Genomic DNA, 20,642 nt, shown 5'->3' on the forward strand with positions numbered 1-20,642 from the left:
GAGATTATCATCATGAATGAACTGTTGGGTTTCATATGGAATATTTTAAAAATCATTGTGTTTGGTGTGTATTTTATAGTAGCAGTTGGAGCAATGCTGAAGTTGTATCTGAAATTGATAGATTTTTATAAGACGCATTTAAGTCGAGTGTTTCTTGGAAGAGAAAATAGTGATAGTACAAGATGGTTGGTTTTAATTATTTCTATTACTTTAGCGTTTCTTTCCTTTATCTTAATGACATATATTATTGCGAAAGTTATAGGTAGTGGCGTACTTTTCCTATTCTTTTTAGCTGGTTTGTATTTTATATTTCGATATTATCAACAAAGTAAAGAAAACAATAAGAGTATGTAGTTAGTGTGATAGAGGAAGGAAGAGAAGCGGTTTTGAAATTGAAAATGTAAGGTAAATCCAGGGGTTATAAGGCTTTTGCGCACAAGAATCATTATTAAAATATCCGGAAATCAAGGGTTTCAAACATTTCAATATAGTAATAAAGAGATAACAAAGGAAAAGAAGAACGACGTTTTAACCCCGTCTTCACAGTACTTACAAGGTAGTAATATTTCAGTAACTATATTACATGCAAAATACATTTGTTTACAAAACAATTATACGCCTTTATTTAGTGTACTTCCCGTGTTACCTTTAGTCTTGTAATTTTGATTGAGAGAAAAACGAAAAACGTATTAACGAATCAATAAAATTTTTAAGGACGGGAGTTTACATGATGAATAAATTAGTAACAGCTACTATTGTAGGTTTGGGAGTTTCTTCAGTAGGATTTATCAGTCACCACGCAGACGCAGCTGAAAATAACCAAGTTGCACCGCAACAAACACAACAAGCACAACAGACAGCAGATCAGACTAAAGGTTATTCATATGGATCATACTTCACGAAAGATACACAAGGTAATTACCACCACACATTAGATGGCAATTGGGACCAATCAATGTTTGATAATAAAGAATATCAATTCACTATCGTAGATGAAGCAGGGGCAACACACTATTTCTATTTCCCACAAAGTTTATTAAACCCTAGCTACCAATACGATGACAATAACTATTCAGCAAATGCATCAAATTCAGATGTTCAAGCAAATGGTTATGACGTAAATGAAGCACCATCAGCAGAAGATATCGCAAACAATCCAAACAAAGCTTCAGAAAATAACGCAACTTATAACAACAATACATCAAACGCACAATACGAAAACACATATAACCAATCACAAGATAATACAACATATGCACCTGCACAAAACGCTACATCTGATGCAGGTACAGCACAAAATGTTGAAGCTACACAAGCACCAGCACCACAAACAACACAAGCTAATGCTGCAGCTCAAGGACAACAAGGCGGCGGTTCAACACAAGGTTCTGACCAAGCAGCACAAACATCTGGTGACAGTGCACCTTCTAACCAAGCAGACGGTGCAACAGCACAAGATGCAGGTTGGTTAACTAAACATCCTAAAATCCAACCATATGGTCAATATCACGGTGGCGGCGCTCACTATGGTGTAGACTATGGTATGCCTGAAAACACACCTGTTTACTCATTAACAGACGGTACAGTAACACAAGCTGGCTGGAGTAACTATGGTGGCGGTAACCAAGTTACAATCCAAGAGAAAAACAGCAATAACTATCAATGGTATATGCACATGAACAGCTTAAATGTACAACAAGGACAAGATGTTAGCGCTGGTGACCAAATCGGTTTATCAGGTAGCACTGGTAACTCAACTGCACCACACTTACACTTCCAACGCATGCAAGGTGGCGTAGGTAACCAATACAGTGTGAACCCAGACAGCTACATCAACAGCAGAGCATAATTATTAACTTATAGTTCGATATCATTAATCATATTTTATAACCTTTTCACGTTATCTCTGAAGCTTATTCGGAGATAACGTTTTTTATTTGTTTTAAATGAAAATACCCGACTTTAATGATTAGAATATTCAAAATACTATATGTTGTGGTAAACTATATATAATTGTAAGCGTTTGCTGACAGTTAAATTACAAACAAAAGGGGACACATCATGAATTTAGCATTATTAGGTTTTGTAATGATCATTGTCTTTATGGCTCTGATTATGAGTAGAAAAATGTCAGCGCTGGTAGCACTTATCGTGGTACCAGTAGTATTCGGATTAATCGGGGGATTTTACTCTAGTTTAGGAAAGGATATCATTGCGGGAATTACGACTGTTGCGCCAACTGGAATTATGTTGGTTTTCGCGATTCTCTATTTTGGGGTTATGATTGATGCTGGATTATTCAATCCAATTATCAGTGTGATTATGAAAGGGGTTAAGGGAGACCCTGTAAAGATTACAATCGGAACAGTCGCCTTAGCATCTATTGTTGCGTTAGATGGGGACGGTACTACTACATTTATTATTACTGTTACAGCGATGTTGCCGTTGTATAAGAAAATGGGTATGAATCCATATATTTTATCAACGCTTGCGCTATTAGCTATCGGTGTGATGAATATGACGCCGTGGGGTGGACCGACAGCACGTGCTATTTCAGCACTTCAGTTAACAACGGAGGAAGTATTCACACCTGTTATTCCAGTGATGGTCGCAGGGATTCTCTTTGCGTTTGTGGCTGCTTATATCTTGGGGAAGAGAGAGCGCAAACGTATTGGTATTAAGAACCATTTATCACTCACTTTAGAAGAAATGCATATTTCAAATGACAAAGATGAAGATGAACTTGCATTATTACGACCAAAATTAACAATTATTAACGCTGCTTTGACAATTACCTTATTAGTGGCATTGATTACAGATTTCTTACCGATTCCTGTACTCTTTATGCTTGGCTTTGCGTTAGCGTTAATTATTAACTATCCTCAACTAAAAGTACAATCCAATCTTATTAAACGCCACGCAGGAAACGTACTTGCGGTAGTGAGTTTAGTTTTTGCGTCAGGTGTATTTACGGGAGTTATGAGTGGGACGAAAATGGTAGACCATATGGCAAGTGCTTTAGTACATATTGTGCCAGATGCGATGGGGAATCATTTCGCATTGATCACTGCCGTGCTCAGTATGCCGTTCACTTACTTTATGGCGAATGATCCATTCTATTATGGTATCTTGCCTATTCTTGCAGAATCTGCACAACAATTCGGTGTTTCTAAAGCAATGATGGCGAGAGCGTCTATCTTAGGACAACCAGTTCATGTCTTAAGTCCTTTGTATGCGGCAGGTTACTTGCTTGTAGGTATGCTTGGTATAGATTATGGAACGAACCAAAAGGTTGTTTTAAAATGGGCAATCGGTTCTTCGGTATGTATGATTATTGTGGCAGGTATTATTGGGGTTATCGCATTCTAATTTCATAAATAAGTTTCTATGTTTTACGTGAAACTTTGAAGTACTTCAGGATAACTGAGGTACTTTTTTAGTTTTCTTTAACAACTTTACAGTTTCTTAAAACGTTTTATGTAGAAAATTATCAAAGTTTTAAATATAATTGAATTGTGAAAAAGATTTATCGGAGGAAGGAATATGGGGAAATACTGTACAACATGTAAAAATGCGTTACAGTCTAGTGAAGCTTTTTGTACTCAATGTGGTACACCTAGTCAATTTTCTCGTTCGGAGGTCATACATCAACAAAAAGATTATGGCAGAATTAAAACTTTCGTTTGGTGTAGTGTACTCGTATTAGTATTCTTAGCTCTGGTCGCTGGACTATTCTATGGTGTGTTGGCATTTTGGTCGAATCAAGTTGGTAAAGCACAACCTAGAGCGTCACATTTACCACCTACGCATAAAGTAGAGATTGATGTGAACTCACCAATGTTCAGTCAAGGTTACATGCATGCGCCTAATACAGAGGGGTATGAAGGTTTTGAAATAGGGGAAACCAAAAGTGCGATAGAGAGAGAATATGGTCGTGCAGAAGGTGCTAAAACAATTGATGGCAAGAAAGCTGAATTATATGGCAATATTGGTGTCAGTTATAATTCAAACAATCAAGTCAGTCATGTGTTTGTAGTACCTGGAAAAATGACAAAAGATGACTTCACAGATTTTCATAATGGACCTGATGAAATTTCAAATGGCAATTGGTATTACGATACAGATAAAGCCAACGGTTTTTCAATCAAAGTCTATACTTCAAAAAATGATATAGAAGCCATTGAAAACATCATGCAGAGATAGATTCAAAACAGTAGAAGTACGAAATAGTACATAAGATAAAGCGCCTGAACAAAAAGTTCATGGCGCTTTTTTAGCATCAAAGGTCAGACTGACGTTTGTCTGAAGTAAGAGATGCGGACGTCTTATAAACCTTGTAGTTATGCATTTTCACTAATATATTCGCAGACCTTATCGATTTGTTCGGAGAAAGATCCGTCGAATTTGTTTTCAAAGAATGCGCTGCCGATTGTGAATGCCCAAGGGTTCACTTTTTTAATCAAGTCCAGTTTTTCAAAGCTGTCGATACTTCCAGCAACACAAACAGGATAATCGGTTTGAGTGACAAATTGTTTAATTAATTCTGGTGGATTTTCAATGTGACGATAACCTAATAAATCAAAGCCATACACACCTGATTGAATATAACGTTCAGCTTGCTCTTTCATTTCTTGAAGTGTGCCTTTAAGTATAGAAGGGCGTTCTGAAATATGGCCGACAAACGGCATATATTTAATATTATGTTTTTGGCAAAACTGATTCACTGATTCGAAGTAAACAGTACCCATTAAAATATCACAGTTACAATCTAATGCTAACTGTGCCCCTTTGATACATTCAGGTTCTGTATATTCAACAACTTCAAGAATAGTTGTCTTATTATGTTGTTTCATAAATCTAAACAGTTCTATCATTTGTGCTTTAGGTAATCCACTATCTTTAAATCCCCAATAATTGGCTTTAGTATGTTTGCATGCCTCAAATATTTCATGTGCATTTTCAACTGTATAATCGTTGTGTGTCAACATCACAATCAACTCACTCTTCCCCAATTCCCATCAGCTCCCTCGGTTTTTGTTTCAATCAGATTAACACAATATATTAACTATTACAATTTATTTTTTGGTTTTTAAGACATTACAAACTGTAAAAATATATAATTCAGTTGTTAACATTAATATTGCGTTGACTTTGATATGTCATTCACTTACACTAATCCATATAATTATTTTTAATTTATTAAATTGAGTAGATTTATTTAACCTGAGAATAGGATGTGACATCTTCGTGTTTAACTTTATATTTCCAAATGCATACGTAGATAATGTGTTTATGATTAATTATGAGAAAATTCAAAAATTAGGGTTTAAAGCTTTGATTTTTGACATCGATAGCACTTTAGTACCGCATGGTGCTGATACAACTGCTGAAGTTGATCAGTTATTTAAACATATTCATGAACTAGGCTTAAAAACATTATTGCTGTCTAATAATAGCGATGAACGTATAAAAGACTTCAATAGAAATATTCAAACGTTGTACATACCTATGGCTAATAAACCTAATAAAGCGAATTACTTAAAGGCAGTTAAAATGTTAGGTGTTGAGAAATCTGAAGTTTTATTGATTGGAGATCAAATGTTCACAGATGTTTTAGGTGCTAACCTATGTGGCATTCAAAGCATTTTAGTGAAGTATTTGTTGCACGAAGGTGAAACTAAGATTGGTAAGAAGAGACGCGTTGAACAAGTATTGTTAGGTCTATATAACTTAAATCATTATTATCCAAAAAGAATTACAGACATCATTAAAGAGGAGACGAAACCTATGCCCAAGAAACGAAAATTATTAAGTGAGATTCATCCTGTCTTTTATGCACTAGCTGAGAAAAAAGGGATTTTAAAACGTAATATTGATGACGCACGCGGACATAAAAAGTTTTCAAAAGAAAAAGAAGAGGCATTACTGCCCAATGTAGTTTCTTACAATGCATCTAACTTAATTAAAACAGGGCGAGGTATTGATCCTGTCTTACAAGAAAACAAAGCCTATAATATTGATTTGGCTGCTTCTAAAATCGATAAAATTGTCGTACATCCAGGAGAAGAATTCTCATTTTGGAAACTCGTAGGCAAAATTAATAAACAAAATGGTTACAGAGATGGTCGTGTGATTATCAATAATAAAATTCAAGCTGGCATGGGTGGTGGCCTATGTAACTTAGCTAACTCTATTCATTTGCTTATTTTGCATAGCCCATTAACTATTACAGAATTCCATAATCATTCTGATGCTTTGGCACCAGATCCAGGTAAACGTGTTCCGTTTGCGACAGGTACATCTATTTCATATAACTATGTAGATTACCGATTCAAAAATAAAACAAACCAAGATGTTCAACTGCATTTATGGTGTGCAGATAAGAAACTTCATGCAGAGTTAAGAAGTGAGGAAATATTCCCTTGGGAATACAGATTAGTAGAAGAAGACCATCATTTTGCTAAAGAAGGCGATAAGTACTATAGAATCTCTAAAATTTATAAAGAGACAGTTGATAAACAAACATCTAAAGTGCTTAAAAAAGAATTAGTTTTAGATAACCATTCAGAAGTTCTATTTGATTATGATTTGATTCCTCAAGATCAAATTAGAAATGCTTAATGTATAAAATTATATAAAGTATAAGATAAAAAAGTTCCACTTATCTTATCGCAAGTGGAACTTTTTTATCTATATGAAACCCATTTGGGTGTTATGCAAATTGTGATATTAATCGATTCATTAGTATTGTGATTATTTTTTACGTTTGATACCGATTTGACGACCAAGTTCTTTAGGTTGGTCTAATCCTTCTTTATCTACTAGTTCAGCATCTTGTTCAATATTTTGTGCGATGTCTTCAGGGAAGGGTGCTGGGCGACCTGAGTTTGTATCAATGCCCATTAACATGACTTCGTATGTGGCACATACATCTTGTGCTTGATCATACAGTGTCATGAATGCATGAAGACGTTTCGCATCATGATCGACAAGTTGTACAGTCACCGTCAAATTTTCATCTTTGTTAACTTCTTTTTGATACGTTTCATGATTTTCTAAAGTGAAGACTGTGTAATGACGGCGCTCGATTTCAGTTTCGCTTAAACCTAAGTAAGCGAGATATGCATCTGTCGCATTACTGAAGACGCGGTTGTATTCTGCGTCATTCATATGATTATTATGATCGAGCCATTCGTCTTTTACTGTCACTTGATACGTAAAGAGTTGTGTCATGAATTTATACCCCCTGTGATTGAGGTTGACGTTTCTTCATACCTGGTGTTTCAGTTGGCCAATATTCTTGCGCAAGTTTTTTCACTTTCACTAAGAATTCATTACGTTTTTGGTCAAGTTCTGACATTGTGTAACCTTGTGAACTTGTTTCGCATCCTTCTACAACTGCGTTGTATAAATCAGTTGTTAATTCTGGCGCAACTAATTTAGTCCAAGGTTTCTTAAGTGCTGGACCGAATTGTTTCAACATGTGACGCATACCGCCATTACCACCAGCTAAGTGGAATGTCATGAATGGACCATATTGTGCGTAGCGTAAGCCTGCTGCGTGAGTGAAGGCTTTATCTACTTCTTCAGTAGTTGCGATACCTTCATTAACGATGTGTAATGATTCACGCCATAAAGCTTCCATAAGACGGTCCGCAATGTGTCCTTCGATTTCGTTACGGACATGTAAGACGTCCATACCGATACCTTCATAAAGTTCTTCAGCTTTTACAACTGTGTCTTCTGCAGTTTCTTTACCTGGTACAATTTCAACTAATGGTAAGATATAAACAGGATGGAAAGGATGTGCTACAACTAAACGCTCTGGATGTTTTAATCCTTCTTGCAGTTCAGTTGGCATAATACCTGAAGTACTTGAACCGATAATTGCGTCAGGACGTGCATAAGTGTCGATTTCTTTTAAGACACTTGCTTTGATTTCTTCAACTTCTGGTACATTTTCTTGAATCAAGTCTGCATCTTTCACAGCTTCATCTAAGTGTGGTGTGAAAGTCAGATTATCTAAAGATGCACCTTCTGCTAATCCCATTTCTTCAGCGTATGGCCAATTTTGTTTGATTTGTGCCATCATTGCTTCTTGTGCGCCTTCACCTGGGTCAGTTGCGATCACTTCGTGACCATGCGCAAGCATGCGAGTGATCCAACCACTGCCGATAACGCCTGTTCCTACTACTGCAAATTTCATTTTAATTGTCTCCTTTTGGCTGAGTTAAATTGTATTTTTCACGCGCTTCTTGCGGTGTCATAGGTTCCATATCTAAACCTTTTAAGATTTCTACTGCTTTTTCTACTAGTTCTTCGTTTGTCGCTTTAACACCTTTTGATAAATAGATGTTATCTTCTAAGCCGACACGTACGTTGCCGCCGCGTTTCGCAGCTTCTTCTACTGTTGGCAACTGCATTTTACCGATACCGAATGCTGACCAATGAGCATTTTCTGGTAAACGTGTTTTGAAGTATTCAATCGTTTCTGCATCATTGTCTGCACCCCATGGAATACCTAGGCAGAATTGATACATTGGTTCACCTTCGATTAAACCTTCAGAAACTAATTGGTTCGCAAAACGGATATGACCGCTATCGAAACATTCTAATTCAGGTTTTACACCTGCATCTTTGATTAATTGTGCTTGACGGCGTAACCAATCTGTCGGACTGATATAAACCATATCTCCGAAGTTGACACTACCGCAGTCTAGTGTACAAATTTCTGGTAATAATTCTCCAACTGGCTCATGACGTTCATCTGGTGTTTGGATATCTGAACCTTCTCCGGCTTGGTAAGGGTTCTGCATATCTGGGAGGAAGTCGCCACCGCCGCCTGCAGTAATATTAATCACAATATCTTCATCTGCTTCACGGATTAAACGTACTGCTTCTCTATATAATTCAACATCATGGCTTACGCCACCTGTTTCTGGATCTCTTGCATGAATATGTGCCACTGTTGCGCCTGCACGTGCACATTTAATTGCGGCATCCGCAATCTCTTCAGGTGTTACGGGTACATGTTTATTTTTTTCTGTTGTGTCGCCAGCGCCTGTAATTGCTGCTGTTAACATTACTTTTTTCATGGACTATTTATCCCTCCGAGTTTCAGTTATTTTTTTCAACGGTTGTTAGTGTACCAACTGGACGGTTTTATTTCAACCCCTTTGTTTAAGAAAAATAAAAAAAGAGAGTCTCTTTTTTGTAAGAGCCTCTCATGACAAGGGTTGTACCTCTATTTATTTACTGCTTAATTCTTTTAAGCGATCTAAGACAGCTTCTCGCATGTCTTCGTCGATAGATGTTAAACCGAAAATTTCAGATAGCCATAAGCCATCTACAGCTAAACGATAAATCGTCGCATCCACTGCGTCTAAACCATCCGATTCAATATGATTTTGCCAATCTTGGTAGGTTTCTTGTAGGGGACCGAGTAAATTACGATCATTACCTTGTGCTGCTAGAATGGCAGAAGTCACAGCTTTGTTTTCTTTACGATGTTCACGTGTTGCCTCAATAAAGGCATGTAGCCATTTACTTTCTTTTTCGTTATCAATATAATGATTAACATTTTCTTTATAAAGCTCATTCGCATGGTCCACTAGACCTTGAATTAAGGCTTGTTTGGTATTGAAGTGATAGAGGAGTCCGCCTTTACTCACTTCTGCACGTTGTGCCACGGCATCAAGTGTTAAGGCACTGACACCTTGTTCATTCACAATATCGGCTGCTGCTCGTAATAACATCTCTCGCTTTTGATTCTTAGCCATTATTTCACCACTTTCTATATAGCTAGGTAGTTTTAACGCTTCACTATTAATTTTAGCGTAAAACTTCACAGAAACAAGTTTAACCCTGAGTTATTGATTTAAATAGGGGGTTACACCTATATGGACGCTTATTTTATACCCTGATACCTATATGTATAAATAAAAAACCAAGCTCTATATCAGAACTTGGCATCTATTTAAAAGATTAATTGAATGACTGCGATGATTATTAATATACTGATAATCCATTTTTGAACGACACTTGGTAATTTCTTACCAATCATTAAACCAATCGGTGCGAAGATAATACTACCAATGACTAAAGGAATCGCATCTGCGATAGGAATAAAGCCTTGGAAGAGTTTAATCACAAAGGAACCGATAGATGAGATAAATGCGATTACGATACTGTTTGCGACGACGGTATTCATCGGTAATTTAAAGAATACGAGCAAGACTGGAATAATCATGAACGAGCCACCTGCACCAACAATACCAGAAATGGCCCCGATACCAATGCCGAATAAGATGAGTAACATACGGTTTAAGTGTGGTGTGCCTTCTTGCGGTTTCACTTTAATGAATAATAACACCAACGCAAGAATTGCGACCACGATATAAACAATATTTACTGCAGTCGTACTGAACCATTGTGTAAAGAAAGCACCGACTGTACTCCCAATTAGTGTGCTAGCACCCATGTACAGTACGAGTTTTAATGAGAATTCTGGATTGCTTTTCGCTTTAATCGAACCGCTGAGTGTACTGAAGAATACTTGGCTGGATGCGAGTCCTGAAGCGAGATAAGGCGTGTAAGTATGAAGGCCTAAAAGGCTCGGAATGATTAGAATAGCGGGATAGATAATAATTGCGCCACCTATACCGACCATTCCAGAAACTAAACCGCCAAATACCCCGATAAGGAGCATCGTAATTAAAGTCACGATATCCATTATTTACTTTTCACAAGCAAGTTGATTGCTTCTTCAATTAAGGCTTGTGAATCTTCGTTATTATCTTCTGCTGCTTTAACGCATTCTACTAAATTTTCGCTGACAATTACTGCCATTAAGCGTTGTAATGCGCTTTTAGAAGAACTTAATTGTGTAATAACATCCTTACAATCTTTATCTTCTTCCATCATTTTCACGACGCCATTCAATTGTCCTTGTAAACGTTTAATACGATTAATCATTTTTTGATCATAATTCATTCATAATACCCCCATATTAAGACTGAGTAGTTTTATTGTAGTTGGAAAAAGAATTTTTGTCAAATACCCCATAGGGCATTTGACATTTATCCTGAAAGGCTTTAAGATACCCCTATAGGTATTTTTGAAAGGGAGGCAACACGGGAGTATATGAAAACACAACACATTAATGAATTCAGTAATCAAGATTTTGAACGTTTAGCAAAAGATGGACAATTAATCGATGTCAGAACACCTGAAGAATACGCAGACGGGCACATTAAAGGTGCGGAATTATATCCAGTCGATCAAATAGAACAGTTCGATAAGAAGAAAGATAAAACGTACTATATTTATTGTAGAAGCGGTAAACGCAGTCTAAAAGCTGCAGAGTATCTAGACAAACAAGGTTATGACGTTGTAAATCTAGATGGCGGTTATGTGGCTTATAGTGAAGGTGACGATAATACAGAAGTTAAAGAAAGTACAGAAACGAAAGTAAAAGATAACCGCAAACAATTAAACTACAGTGGCTTACAATGTCCTGGTCCTATCATGAACTTAAGCCAAGAAATGAAACAACTTAAACCAGGTGATCAAGTTGAAGCAACAGTTACTGACCCAGGTTTCTACAGTGACATTCAAAGCTGGGTGAAACAAACAGGTAATACCCTAGTACGTATTAACCAAGATGACGAAAAAGTCACAGCAATTATTCAAAAAGAAGAACCAAAAGCAATGGAAGTTTCACATTCCGCAAACGGTACAACAATCGTGTTATTTAGCGGAGAGCTTGATAAAGCATTAGCTGCGTTGATTATCGCAAATGGTGCGAAAGCAGCAGGTCGTGACGTCTCAATCTTCTTCACATTCTGGGGATTAAATGCGTTGAAGAAAGAAAATCCAGCGAACGTGAAGAAAAAAGGTATCGCAAAAATGTTCGATATGATGTTGCCGAAAACACCAGTGAAAATGCCGTTATCTAAAATGAATATGTTCGGCTTAGGCAACTTAATGATGCGTTATGTCATGAAAAAGAAAAATGTGGATTCTCTTCCAGCATTGTTAGATAAAGCAATCGAACAAGATATTAAATTGATTGCCTGCACAATGAGTATGGATGTCATGGGCATTGAAAAAGAAGAATTACGTGACGAAGTGTCATACGGCGGTGTAGGAAGCTATATCGGTGACACACAAAACGCAAGCCATAACTTATTTATCTAAAGAGAGACAAAACACAAATAAGTAAAGGAGTTTTAGAATGTTTTTCAAACAATTTTATGATAATAAATTATCACAAGCCTCTTATTTAATCGGTTGTCAACGTACAGGAGAAGCAATGATTATCGATCCAGTACGTGACTTATCTAAATATATTGAAGTCGCAGATGATGAAGGCTTCACAATTACTAAAGCAGCTGAAACACACATTCACGCTGACTTCGCATCAGGTATCCGTGATGCAGCTGAACGCTTAAACGCACAAGTGTATGTCTCAGCTGAAGGCGGAGAACAATTCGGCTACAAAAATATGCCTGAAAACACAACATTTGTGAAAGACCATGATCATATTGATGTAGGTAACATTGATATTGAAGTGTTATTCACACCAGGTCATACACCAGAAAGTATCAGTTTCTTACTCACTGATAAAGGCGGTGGCTCTTCAGTACCGATGGGTCTCTTTACTGGTGACTTCATCTTCGTAGGCGATATCGGTCGTCCAGACCTATTAGAAAAAGCAGCACAAGTTGAAGGCACAACTGAAAAAGGTGCGAAACAAATGTATGATTCTATTCAATCAGTGAGTGAATTACCAGACTATATCCAAATCTGGCCCGGTCATGGTGCAGGCAGTCCTTGTGGTAAATCACTAGGTGCTGTCCCAACATCTACACTCGGTTATGAACGTGTAAACAACTGGGCATTCAATGTGAATGATAAAGAAGCATTCGTGAAACAGCTCACTTCAGAACAACCTGATCCACCACATCATTTCGGTCATATGAAATATATCAACCAAATGGGAACAGACTTATATACACCATATGATGTATATCCAAGTCTTGACTCAGACCGTCTTGCATTCGACGTACGTTCACGCTCAGCGTATCATGGTGGTCATGAATACGGCACAATCAATATTCCATTCGATAAAGGCTTCATTAACCAAATCGGTTGGTATCTTGACTACGACAAAGACATCGATTTAATCGGTGACCGCGACTTAGTACAACAAGCAGCTTACCAACTTCAATTAATCGGTTATGATCGTGTCGCAGGTTATCGATTACCGAAATACGATGTCATGACACCTTCTGTACACAGTGCAGACATGACAGGTAAAGAAGAAAATGTATTAGACGTACGTACAAATGATGAATGGGATGCAGGTCACCTTGACCAAGCGAAACACATCAAACACGGTAAATTACTAGATGCGGATGTTCCATTTGATAAAGACGCGCCAATCTATGTACATTGCCAATCAGGTGTACGTAGTTCAATCGCAGTCGGCGTCTTAGAAAATAAAGGCTTCACAAATGTGATTAATGTAAGAGAAGGTTACCAAGCAATTCCAGATTCTCTTAAAAAATAAGTAATCATTGCATAGGTAAAATCCAGTCTAACCGAGCACTCGTTTAAGGGTGTTCGGTTTTTTTATATTTTGAGATGTCTAAGAAGTCATCTTGTGTGAATCAAGCAATATAAAAAAGAGAGCTGCACTTATTGTTAAGTGATAGTTCTCCTTTTACATTTATTCAACTATATTTTAATCATTATAAGAATCACTAGTAGAGGTTAGAAGGTTGGTCCTTTGGTTATTTCGATACGCCAGTCATTTCCTGTGCCAATATGATAGAGTTTAGAAAATGAATTTTGGTTGACCGCAACGCCTATATTAACGAGTGAGTTAATGTAAACTAAAGGTTCACCAATGTTGACGTCCGCAAAAGAACGTACGAATTTCATGATGTTTTGATAGACTTTGTTTTCACGGTTATAAATGGTCACAATCAGGTTATCTCCATGGTGTATATCATTCTCTTTAAAGTAAGAAAGTGGAATGTTGGTCCATAGAGAGCCGAAGCGGATATCTAAGACATCAATATAACCGATGAGTGTATCGCCTTCTTGTCTAGAATCGTTGATTGGAAGTTGTTTGATTGAGTCTAAATCAATAGACTGGCCTAAATCTTCAAATTCAATTTGACCGGCAGCTAAGCGTGCACCATTATAGGCATAAATATCACGACCATGGAAAGTATGACTTTCTTCAGAATGCGGTAAACGACTTTTGACTTCATCTATCGCAATGACTGATTCAATGCCTTCATAATGCAGTATATGTGTCAGTGAACCGTTATCTGGTGTAATGATATAGTGACCTGTTTTGGTCAAGCAGGCAATACTTCTGCGATCACTGCCTACACCAGGGTCAACGACAGAAACAAAGACTGTGCCTTTTGGCCAGTATTTCACAGTCTGGTAGAGACGATAGGAAGCCACCCAAATATCATAAGGTGAAATGTCATGTGTTAAATCACTGATGAAGATATTGTCACTGACCATACGTGCAACACCTTTCATTGCGCTGACTGCACCGTCTTCTATACCAAAATCTGATTGTAAAATTAAGTTGTTACTCATCTTTATTCTCTCCTCTAATGTGTGATTCTTCAGATGACGGACTTATTATTTAAAAAATCTGAAAACTTTAAACGTATGCCTATATTATGCCCTTTTCATATGAAAGTCAATATCCTTTTAAAATACTAGGAATTCAATATAAAAATACGCTTAGTATTTAAATTTTCTCAGCTTTAAAACTGAGGAGGCGTTTAACTTTAATTGGTAATATTATTTTTAGTAGTACGTATAGGCTCAATAAAAAATCGATGAAAACACTTAAGGTTTTCACCGACTTTTTATTTGAGACTTGATTTATTACTTGTTTTTTAACTAGTTTACATATCGCCGATAGATAAATATTTCGTTTCTAAATATGGCTGAATACCTTCAATGCCGCCTTCTCTGCCATAACCACTTTCTTTCATACCACCGAATGGGGCATGTGCAGCAGAAGGGCCGCCATCGTTCCATCCAATAACACCGTAATCTAGATTATTATAGATGTAGAAACCAGTTTTATAATTATTAGTAAAGAAATAAGCAGCTAAACCGAATTCAGTGTCATTCGCCATTTTGATTGCGTCATCTAAATCAGCATAAGCCATAACAGGCGCTACAGGACCAAATGTTTCTTTATGCATAATTTCCATATCTTGATTCGCATTTGAAATGACGACTGGTTTTAAGAAATTGCCGCCTAGTGATTCAATTTCATCCAATGAACGAGATAATTGTCCGCCTTTAGCTTCTGCATCTTTAATTTGATGAACGACTTTATCTACTCCATCTTGGTTAATTAATGGGCCAACGTCTACTCCTTTATCTAAACCGTTACCTACTTTTAATTCGTGTACTTTTTGTATTAATTTATCTACATACGTATCGACAATATCCTCATGTACATAAATACGGTTGGCACAAATACATGTTTGACCGGCGTTTCTGAATTTAGTTGCGATTGTTTGATCGACTGCATCATCAATATTTGCGTCTTTGTGCACAATTACGGGTGCTAGACCACCGAGTTCCATAGTGACATTCTTAACAGAACTAGCAGCGCCTTCAATCAATTTCTTGCCGACAGGTGTAGAACCTGTAAAGGTAATCTTTTGAATGATTGGACTTTCAGTAAAAATACGTCCAGCATCTTTACCAGATATAATAACGTATTGAATAGCATCTTTTGGGATGCCTGCTTCATGTGCTAGTTCTACTAAACGAATTGTAGTCAGTGGTGTTTGTACCGCTGGTTTACATACAATCGTACAACCTGCAGCTAAAGCAGGTGCCATTTTACGAGTAATCATAGCTGCAGGGAAGTTCCAAGGTGTAATCGCACCGACAACTCCGACTGGGAAAGATTGAACAATGATCTTTTTTGATGCGGAATTTGCTGGAATAGTACGTCCATATAGACGTTTTGCTTCTTCTGCATACCAATCAACGTAGGAACGTGCATAATCAACTTCACCTAGAGCTTCTTTTAAAGGCTTACCGCCTTCTTTTGTAATCAGTTCAGCGAGTTCCTCTTTATGTTCATCAATTAATTTTGACCAAGCCCATAGTTTCTCAGAACGTGTGTGGGCATCTACTTCACGCCAAGATAGAAAGGCATCATGTGCTTTTTCTATTTGTTTATTCACTGTAGCTTCATCCGTATACTCAAGTGTTTCAATCACTTCATTCGTTGCTGGGTTCAAAACTTCTAATTTTGTCATTTTCTATCACCTTATTTTTCCTTTTTTGTATATAATATAAAATCGCTGCAATTCCATACCAAACAAAGACAATTAGCCATTCAGAAGGCCATATTAATGAAGATGGCATTCCTGGCAAGTAAATAATGATGAACGATAAACTTAAAATAATTGCGATGACACCTATTGCTTTACCATTCTTGATTTTATAAGGTCGTTTTAAATCTGGTGCTGCTTTTCTTAACTTTAAGAAAGAGAGTGCAACCAATAAATAACCAATTACTACTCCAATACCCCCAGCGTCCACAATCCACACTAAAGCTGGATAAAAATAATAGGGTGATTTACTTAGGCGCATTCCCCCAAACATTGCCACCAAGTTTAAGAATCAGTTATATGATTTTACCTAAACTATTGGAAAACAATAGAATTTGTAAACACCCTCAGAAAAGCCGACAAATGATTAAAATTGAAAAATTCATGTTCCAATATAAACAAAATAAAAAAGCTATCAATCCGGAAAAGATGATAGCTTCTTCTTTTTATTAAAAGAATTAGTAGTGCTTCGATTTCGTAGTGCTTCGATCTTGCACTAAAACTTTTAAAAGTTATTTTATTTGCGATGTAACATAGGCTTTGAAGCTTTCAGCTTCATCTTGTTTGAAATCAGTTAATTTAAATGTGCCAATTTCAAATGTCAGACTTAATGTGTCTTCTGTGAGTTCAATCGCTTTAATTTCATTGTATGCGATGTTGCGATAATAGAACTCTCCAGCCATATCTACGTTTAAAATCAAACGTTCATTCGTGGCGATGTAAGCTGCTTCAAAGATTTTAATTTCACCGTTCATTGGATAACCCATTTTGCCTAATACTGAAGCTTGTTGTGACTCGGTTGGAAATAGGTCATTTGGGTTCACTTTATCTAATATCATAAATAAGCTACCTCTTCTTTATATATTGCCTAGGAAATAATCGGCTTAGTCTTCAGCATTTAAATCAATACTGTTAATGTCGATACCCATTGCTTTTGCGACACCTTTACCATACTCAGGATCTGCTTTATAGCAATGACGGATATGACGTTCTTTTACTTCTAATGTTACGCCTTCCATTTCATTTGCTGTGTTTTGGAAGATGCGTTCTTGTTGTTCAGGAGTTTGTAATCTGAACAATTTACCTGGTTGTTCGAAGTAGTTGTCGTCATCTTCACGGTAGTCGTATTCATAAGCTGGACCATCTACGACATCCATTGGTGGACGTTTGTAACCTGGTTGGCTTTCCATTGCGCCTGTGCTGTTAGGGTAGTAATGTGTTTTACCGCCTTGGTTGCCGTCTAAGAAGCGACCTTGACCATCACGTGCGAATGGACATAAGTTTTCAACACCTACACCTTTAGGTTGGTTGACTGGGATTTGCCAGTGGTTAACACCTAAACGGTAACGTTGAGCATCTCCATAAGAGAATAAGCGACCTTGCAACATTTTATCTGGTGAGAAGTCGATACCAGGTACAATATTAGTTGGTGCGAATGCTGCTTGTTCAACATCCATGAAGTAGTTGTCAGGGTTGCGGTTTAATTCGAACTCACCGACTTCAATTAATGGATATTCATCTTTAAACCAAACTTTAGTTAGGTCGAATGGATTATCTTTGTGGTTACGTGCTTGTTCTTCTGTCATAACTTGGATGTACATTTTCCATTTAGGGAAGTTGCCTTCTTCGATAGCTTCGAATAAGTCACGTTGAGATGATTCACGATCTTTCGCAATCACTTGTTCTGCTTCTTCTGGTGAGAAGTTTTCAATACCTTGTTGTGTACGGAAGTGGAATTTCACCCATACACGTTCGTTATCTTTATTTAATAAAGAATACGTATGTGAGCCGAAACCGTGCATGTGTCTATAGCCACGAGGAATACCACGGTCAGACATTAAGATTGTCACTTGATGTAATGCTTCAGGTAATGAAGTCCAGAAGTCCCAGTTGTTTTGTGCACTGCGCATGTTTGTACGTGGGTCACGTTTCACTGCGTGGTTTAAACTTGGGAATAATTTAGGATCTCTGAAGAAGAATACAGGTGTATTGTTACCTACAAGGTCCCAGTTACCTTCATCTGTATAGAATTTTAATGCGAAGCCACGGATGTCACGTTCAGCATCAGCTGCACCGCGTTCACCAGCTACTGTAGAGAAACGTGCAAACATAGGTGTTTGTTTGCCGACTTCTGCGAAGATGCTCGCATCTGTGTATTGTGTAATATCATTAGTTACTGTAAATGTCCCGAATGCACCTGAACCTTTAGCGTGCATACGTCGTTCAGGGATAACTTCACGATCAAAGTGTGCTAATAATTCTAAGAAATATACGTCTTGCATTAGTAATGGACCACGTGGACCAGCTGTTGCTGAATTTTCACGATCTCCTACGGGATGGCCGAAAAGACCTGTTAATTTTGATTTGTCTTTACTCATATTCAACTCTCCTTATTTAGAATGATTCTAATCTATCTACATTGATTGTAGCATGACGCATTAAAAAACTGTTAAAGAATAGCACTCGTTCTTTGAAAAAATTAATAACTGTTCTTGAAGAATTTGTGAACTCTTTATAAAAGTCGTTTCAATGAATTAAAACGGAGTACAATATAAATGTAAGCATTAAATCAAGGAGGGTTTTAAAATGACTTATAATTTTGAAGACCAAGGTAACAAACCAGTAGTAGATAATATCGAAGGTATGACATTGGAAAATGAAAACTATCGTACTACCATTTGGACTGGTTCAAATATTCAAGTTACATTAATGACAATTCAACCAGGAGATGACATCGGTTTAGAAATCCACCATGGTATTGAACAATTCCTACGTGTTGAACAAGGTAAAGGTTTATGCCAAATGGGTCCAACAGAAGACAATTTGAATTTCGAAAAAGAAGTCAACCCTGACGATGCGATTATCGTTCCTGCAGATACATGGCATAACGTCACAAACAAAGGTGACGAACCATTAAAACTTTACTCAATCTACGGTGGTCCAGACCATAAATTCGGTACTGTACACAAAACACACCAAGATGCAGAAAATGATCCGAACGAACATTAATAACACACATCATCATATATGAGGAAAACGACATTTCTTGAAAGAGGAGTGTCGTTTTTTAAATTGAAAGAAAGAGTAATATATACTCAATATAAAAAGGCAGGAAGACTGTGCTCCCTACCTTAACTGGATATACCTATTATTTTATTATGCTTGGTCACCATTTAATCTTACTAAGATTTTAGCTTGTGATTTGTCGCTGACTAATTTTTCAAATCCAGATTCAACGATATCTTCTAATTCGATTTCATCTGTAACGACTGGTTTAACATTTAAGTTGCCTTCGCTGATTAAATCGATCGTTTGTTGGAAAGTAGTTGGTGTGTAAGCAATTGTTGATGTTAATTTCACACCTGTGTTTGTTAATTGCATTGGATCAAATTGTACTGGATGACTGAAAATAGATACGATAACGACTGTGCCACGTGGGCGTGTCATAGAAATAGATGGCGCTAATGTAGCAGCTACACCAGCAACTTCAAATGTGACATCTACACCATTTTCAGTGTGTTCGCGAACGAATTCTACCGGATTTACTTCACCAGAGTTTACTGCGTAAGTAGCACCGACTTCTTTAGCTTTTGCTAAGCGTTCGTCAGATAAGTCGAATACAAAAATCTTACTTGCTCCAGCAGCTTTTGCCGCGATGACATTTAATAAACCAATTGGTCCTGCACCGATAACTGCTACTGTATCACCAAATAACAATTCGCCTTCTTTAACGGCTTGTACAGCTACTGCCGTAGGCTCTACTAAAGCACCTTCTTTAGCTGATACGTTATCAGGTAAACGGTATACATTACCTTCAGGTGCATTAGTGTAGTATGCGAAACCACCATCTGCACCTAGACCGATAAATGAATAGCCATCATATAAATCGATGTTTTCTTCTTTTTCGTGTTTAGAAACAGTAGGGTTAACTACTACACGATCACCTTTTTTATATTCAGTAACTTCACTACCTACTTCTTCGACTATACCTGAAAATTCATGACCCAAAGTAACAGGTGCTTTTTGACCTAATAACGGATCTGGCTCATCGACCGCGATAAATACAGGTCCTTCTAAATATTCATGTAAATCTGTTCCACAAATACCTGTCCAAGATACTTTAACGCGTACCTCATCGTCTTTTAATGGTCTGATTTCACGTTCCTCAACACGTACATCTTTTTGTCCGTACCATACAGCTGCTTTCATAAAATAAAACGCTCCCTTTCTATAATTCCAATA

At 37.2% G+C, this 20,642-nt stretch carries 21 protein-coding genes; 8 read left to right on the top strand and 13 right to left on the bottom strand.

Annotation, left to right across the window (positions count from 1 at the left end):
- Positions 1–12 precede the first annotated feature (12 nt).
- From HMPREF3031_RS03990 to HMPREF3031_RS04005, 4 genes are all read left to right on the top strand, one after another.
- A complete protein-coding gene (locus HMPREF3031_RS03990; RefSeq protein WP_002480206.1) occupies positions 13–354 on the top strand; it encodes a hypothetical protein in 342 nt (113 codons plus the stop codon).
- 373 nt (positions 355–727) lie between these two features.
- On the top strand, positions 728–1,849 hold the full coding sequence (locus tag HMPREF3031_RS03995; protein ID WP_002480205.1) for a M23 family metallopeptidase: 1,122 nt from the start codon (positions 728–730) through the stop codon (positions 1,847–1,849).
- Positions 1,850–2,061: 212 nt separating this feature from the next.
- Complete coding sequence (locus HMPREF3031_RS04000) at positions 2,062–3,369, top strand: CitMHS family transporter (RefSeq protein ID WP_002480204.1); 1,308 nt, start codon at positions 2,062–2,064, stop codon at positions 3,367–3,369.
- Positions 3,370–3,543: 174 nt separating this feature from the next.
- Positions 3,544–4,203, top strand: a complete 660-nt coding sequence (locus HMPREF3031_RS04005) for a hypothetical protein (RefSeq protein WP_002480203.1) — start codon at positions 3,544–3,546, stop codon at positions 4,201–4,203.
- A 137-nt stretch (positions 4,204–4,340) separates the two neighbouring features.
- On the opposite strand, the gene HMPREF3031_RS04010 is transcribed toward HMPREF3031_RS04005, so the two are convergent.
- Positions 4,341–5,012 carry a hypothetical protein gene (locus tag HMPREF3031_RS04010; RefSeq protein ID WP_002480202.1) on the bottom strand — a complete coding sequence of 224 codons (672 nt, stop codon included), beginning with the start codon at positions 5,010–5,012 and terminating at the stop codon, positions 4,341–4,343.
- A gap of 235 nt (positions 5,013–5,247) precedes the next feature.
- Between HMPREF3031_RS04010 and HMPREF3031_RS12965 the strand changes: the two genes are divergently transcribed.
- Positions 5,248–6,621 carry a YqeG family HAD IIIA-type phosphatase gene (locus HMPREF3031_RS12965; protein WP_002480201.1) on the top strand — a complete coding sequence of 458 codons (1,374 nt, stop codon included), beginning with the start codon at positions 5,248–5,250 and terminating at the stop codon, positions 6,619–6,621.
- 132 nt (positions 6,622–6,753) lie between these two features.
- Here the strand turns inward: HMPREF3031_RS12965 and HMPREF3031_RS04020 are convergent, their stop codons facing one another.
- The 6 genes from HMPREF3031_RS04020 to cstR all read right to left on the bottom strand — a co-directional run bounded on the left by HMPREF3031_RS04020 (position 6,754) and on the right by cstR (position 10,992).
- Positions 6,754–7,233, bottom strand: coding sequence for a thioesterase family protein (locus HMPREF3031_RS04020; RefSeq protein WP_002480200.1), 480 nt, complete (start codon positions 7,231–7,233; stop codon positions 6,754–6,756).
- A 4-nt stretch (positions 7,234–7,237) separates the two neighbouring features.
- A complete protein-coding gene (locus HMPREF3031_RS04025; protein WP_002480199.1) occupies positions 7,238–8,206 on the bottom strand; it encodes a 3-hydroxyacyl-CoA dehydrogenase NAD-binding domain-containing protein in 969 nt (322 codons plus the stop codon).
- Between the two features lies 1 nt (position 8,207).
- A complete protein-coding gene (locus HMPREF3031_RS04030) occupies positions 8,208–9,095 on the bottom strand; it encodes a beta-keto acid cleavage family enzyme (protein WP_002480198.1) in 888 nt (295 codons plus the stop codon).
- A 153-nt stretch (positions 9,096–9,248) separates the two neighbouring features.
- Positions 9,249–9,779 carry a TetR/AcrR family transcriptional regulator gene (locus tag HMPREF3031_RS04035; RefSeq protein WP_023014808.1) on the bottom strand — a complete coding sequence of 177 codons (531 nt, stop codon included), beginning with the start codon at positions 9,777–9,779 and terminating at the stop codon, positions 9,249–9,251.
- A gap of 197 nt (positions 9,780–9,976) precedes the next feature.
- On the bottom strand, positions 9,977–10,732 hold the full coding sequence (locus tag HMPREF3031_RS04040) for a sulfite exporter TauE/SafE family protein (protein WP_002480196.1): 756 nt from the start codon (positions 10,730–10,732) through the stop codon (positions 9,977–9,979).
- Entirely contained in the window at positions 10,732–10,992 is a 261-nt protein-coding gene (gene cstR / locus HMPREF3031_RS04045; RefSeq protein WP_002480195.1) for a persulfide-sensing transcriptional repressor CstR, read from the bottom strand. Before cstR ends, HMPREF3031_RS04040 begins: the two co-directional genes overlap by 1 nt.
- A 150-nt stretch (positions 10,993–11,142) precedes the next feature.
- Here cstR and HMPREF3031_RS04050 point away from each other — a divergent pair, with 150 nt between their 5' ends.
- Positions 11,143–12,198, top strand: coding sequence for a DsrE/DsrF/DrsH-like family protein (locus HMPREF3031_RS04050; protein WP_002480194.1), 1,056 nt, complete (start codon positions 11,143–11,145; stop codon positions 12,196–12,198).
- 37 nt (positions 12,199–12,235) lie between these two features.
- Positions 12,236–13,573 carry a persulfide dioxygenase-sulfurtransferase CstB gene (gene cstB / locus HMPREF3031_RS04055; protein ID WP_002480193.1) on the top strand — a complete coding sequence of 446 codons (1,338 nt, stop codon included), beginning with the start codon at positions 12,236–12,238 and terminating at the stop codon, positions 13,571–13,573.
- Between the two features lie 203 nt (positions 13,574–13,776).
- Here the strand turns inward: cstB and HMPREF3031_RS04060 are convergent, their stop codons facing one another.
- The 5 genes from HMPREF3031_RS04060 to HMPREF3031_RS04080 form a co-directional block, all read right to left on the bottom strand.
- Entirely contained in the window at positions 13,777–14,625 is an 849-nt protein-coding gene (locus HMPREF3031_RS04060) for an SAM hydrolase/SAM-dependent halogenase family protein (RefSeq protein WP_002480192.1), read from the bottom strand.
- Positions 14,626–14,942: 317 nt separating this feature from the next.
- Positions 14,943–16,325 carry an NAD-dependent succinate-semialdehyde dehydrogenase gene (locus tag HMPREF3031_RS04065; RefSeq protein ID WP_002480191.1) on the bottom strand — a complete coding sequence of 461 codons (1,383 nt, stop codon included), beginning with the start codon at positions 16,323–16,325 and terminating at the stop codon, positions 14,943–14,945.
- Positions 16,288–16,662: an APC family permease gene (locus HMPREF3031_RS04070; RefSeq protein ID WP_002480190.1), complete on the bottom strand. Its 375-nt coding sequence runs from the start codon at positions 16,660–16,662 to the stop codon at positions 16,288–16,290. The genes HMPREF3031_RS04065 and HMPREF3031_RS04070 overlap by 38 nt, the downstream gene beginning before the upstream one ends.
- 250 nt (positions 16,663–16,912) lie before the next feature.
- Positions 16,913–17,239 carry a hypothetical protein gene (locus tag HMPREF3031_RS04075; protein ID WP_002480189.1) on the bottom strand — a complete coding sequence of 109 codons (327 nt, stop codon included), beginning with the start codon at positions 17,237–17,239 and terminating at the stop codon, positions 16,913–16,915.
- Positions 17,240–17,284: 45 nt separating this feature from the next.
- Positions 17,285–18,778 (bottom strand): catalase, encoded by a 1,494-nt coding sequence (locus HMPREF3031_RS04080; protein WP_002480188.1) that lies wholly within the window; start codon positions 18,776–18,778, stop codon positions 17,285–17,287.
- A 208-nt stretch (positions 18,779–18,986) separates the two neighbouring features.
- Between HMPREF3031_RS04080 and HMPREF3031_RS04085 the strand changes: the two genes are divergently transcribed.
- Positions 18,987–19,409: a cupin domain-containing protein gene (locus HMPREF3031_RS04085; RefSeq protein WP_002480187.1), complete on the top strand. Its 423-nt coding sequence runs from the start codon at positions 18,987–18,989 to the stop codon at positions 19,407–19,409.
- Between the two features lie 147 nt (positions 19,410–19,556).
- On the opposite strand, the gene HMPREF3031_RS04090 is transcribed toward HMPREF3031_RS04085, so the two are convergent.
- Entirely contained in the window at positions 19,557–20,609 is a 1,053-nt protein-coding gene (locus HMPREF3031_RS04090) for a 2,3-butanediol dehydrogenase (protein WP_002480186.1), read from the bottom strand.
- Positions 20,610–20,642 lie beyond the last annotated feature (33 nt).

The organism is Staphylococcus sp. HMSC072B07 (genome assembly GCF_001815505.1).
Taxonomy (GTDB): domain Bacteria; phylum Bacillota; class Bacilli; order Staphylococcales; family Staphylococcaceae; genus Staphylococcus; species Staphylococcus simulans.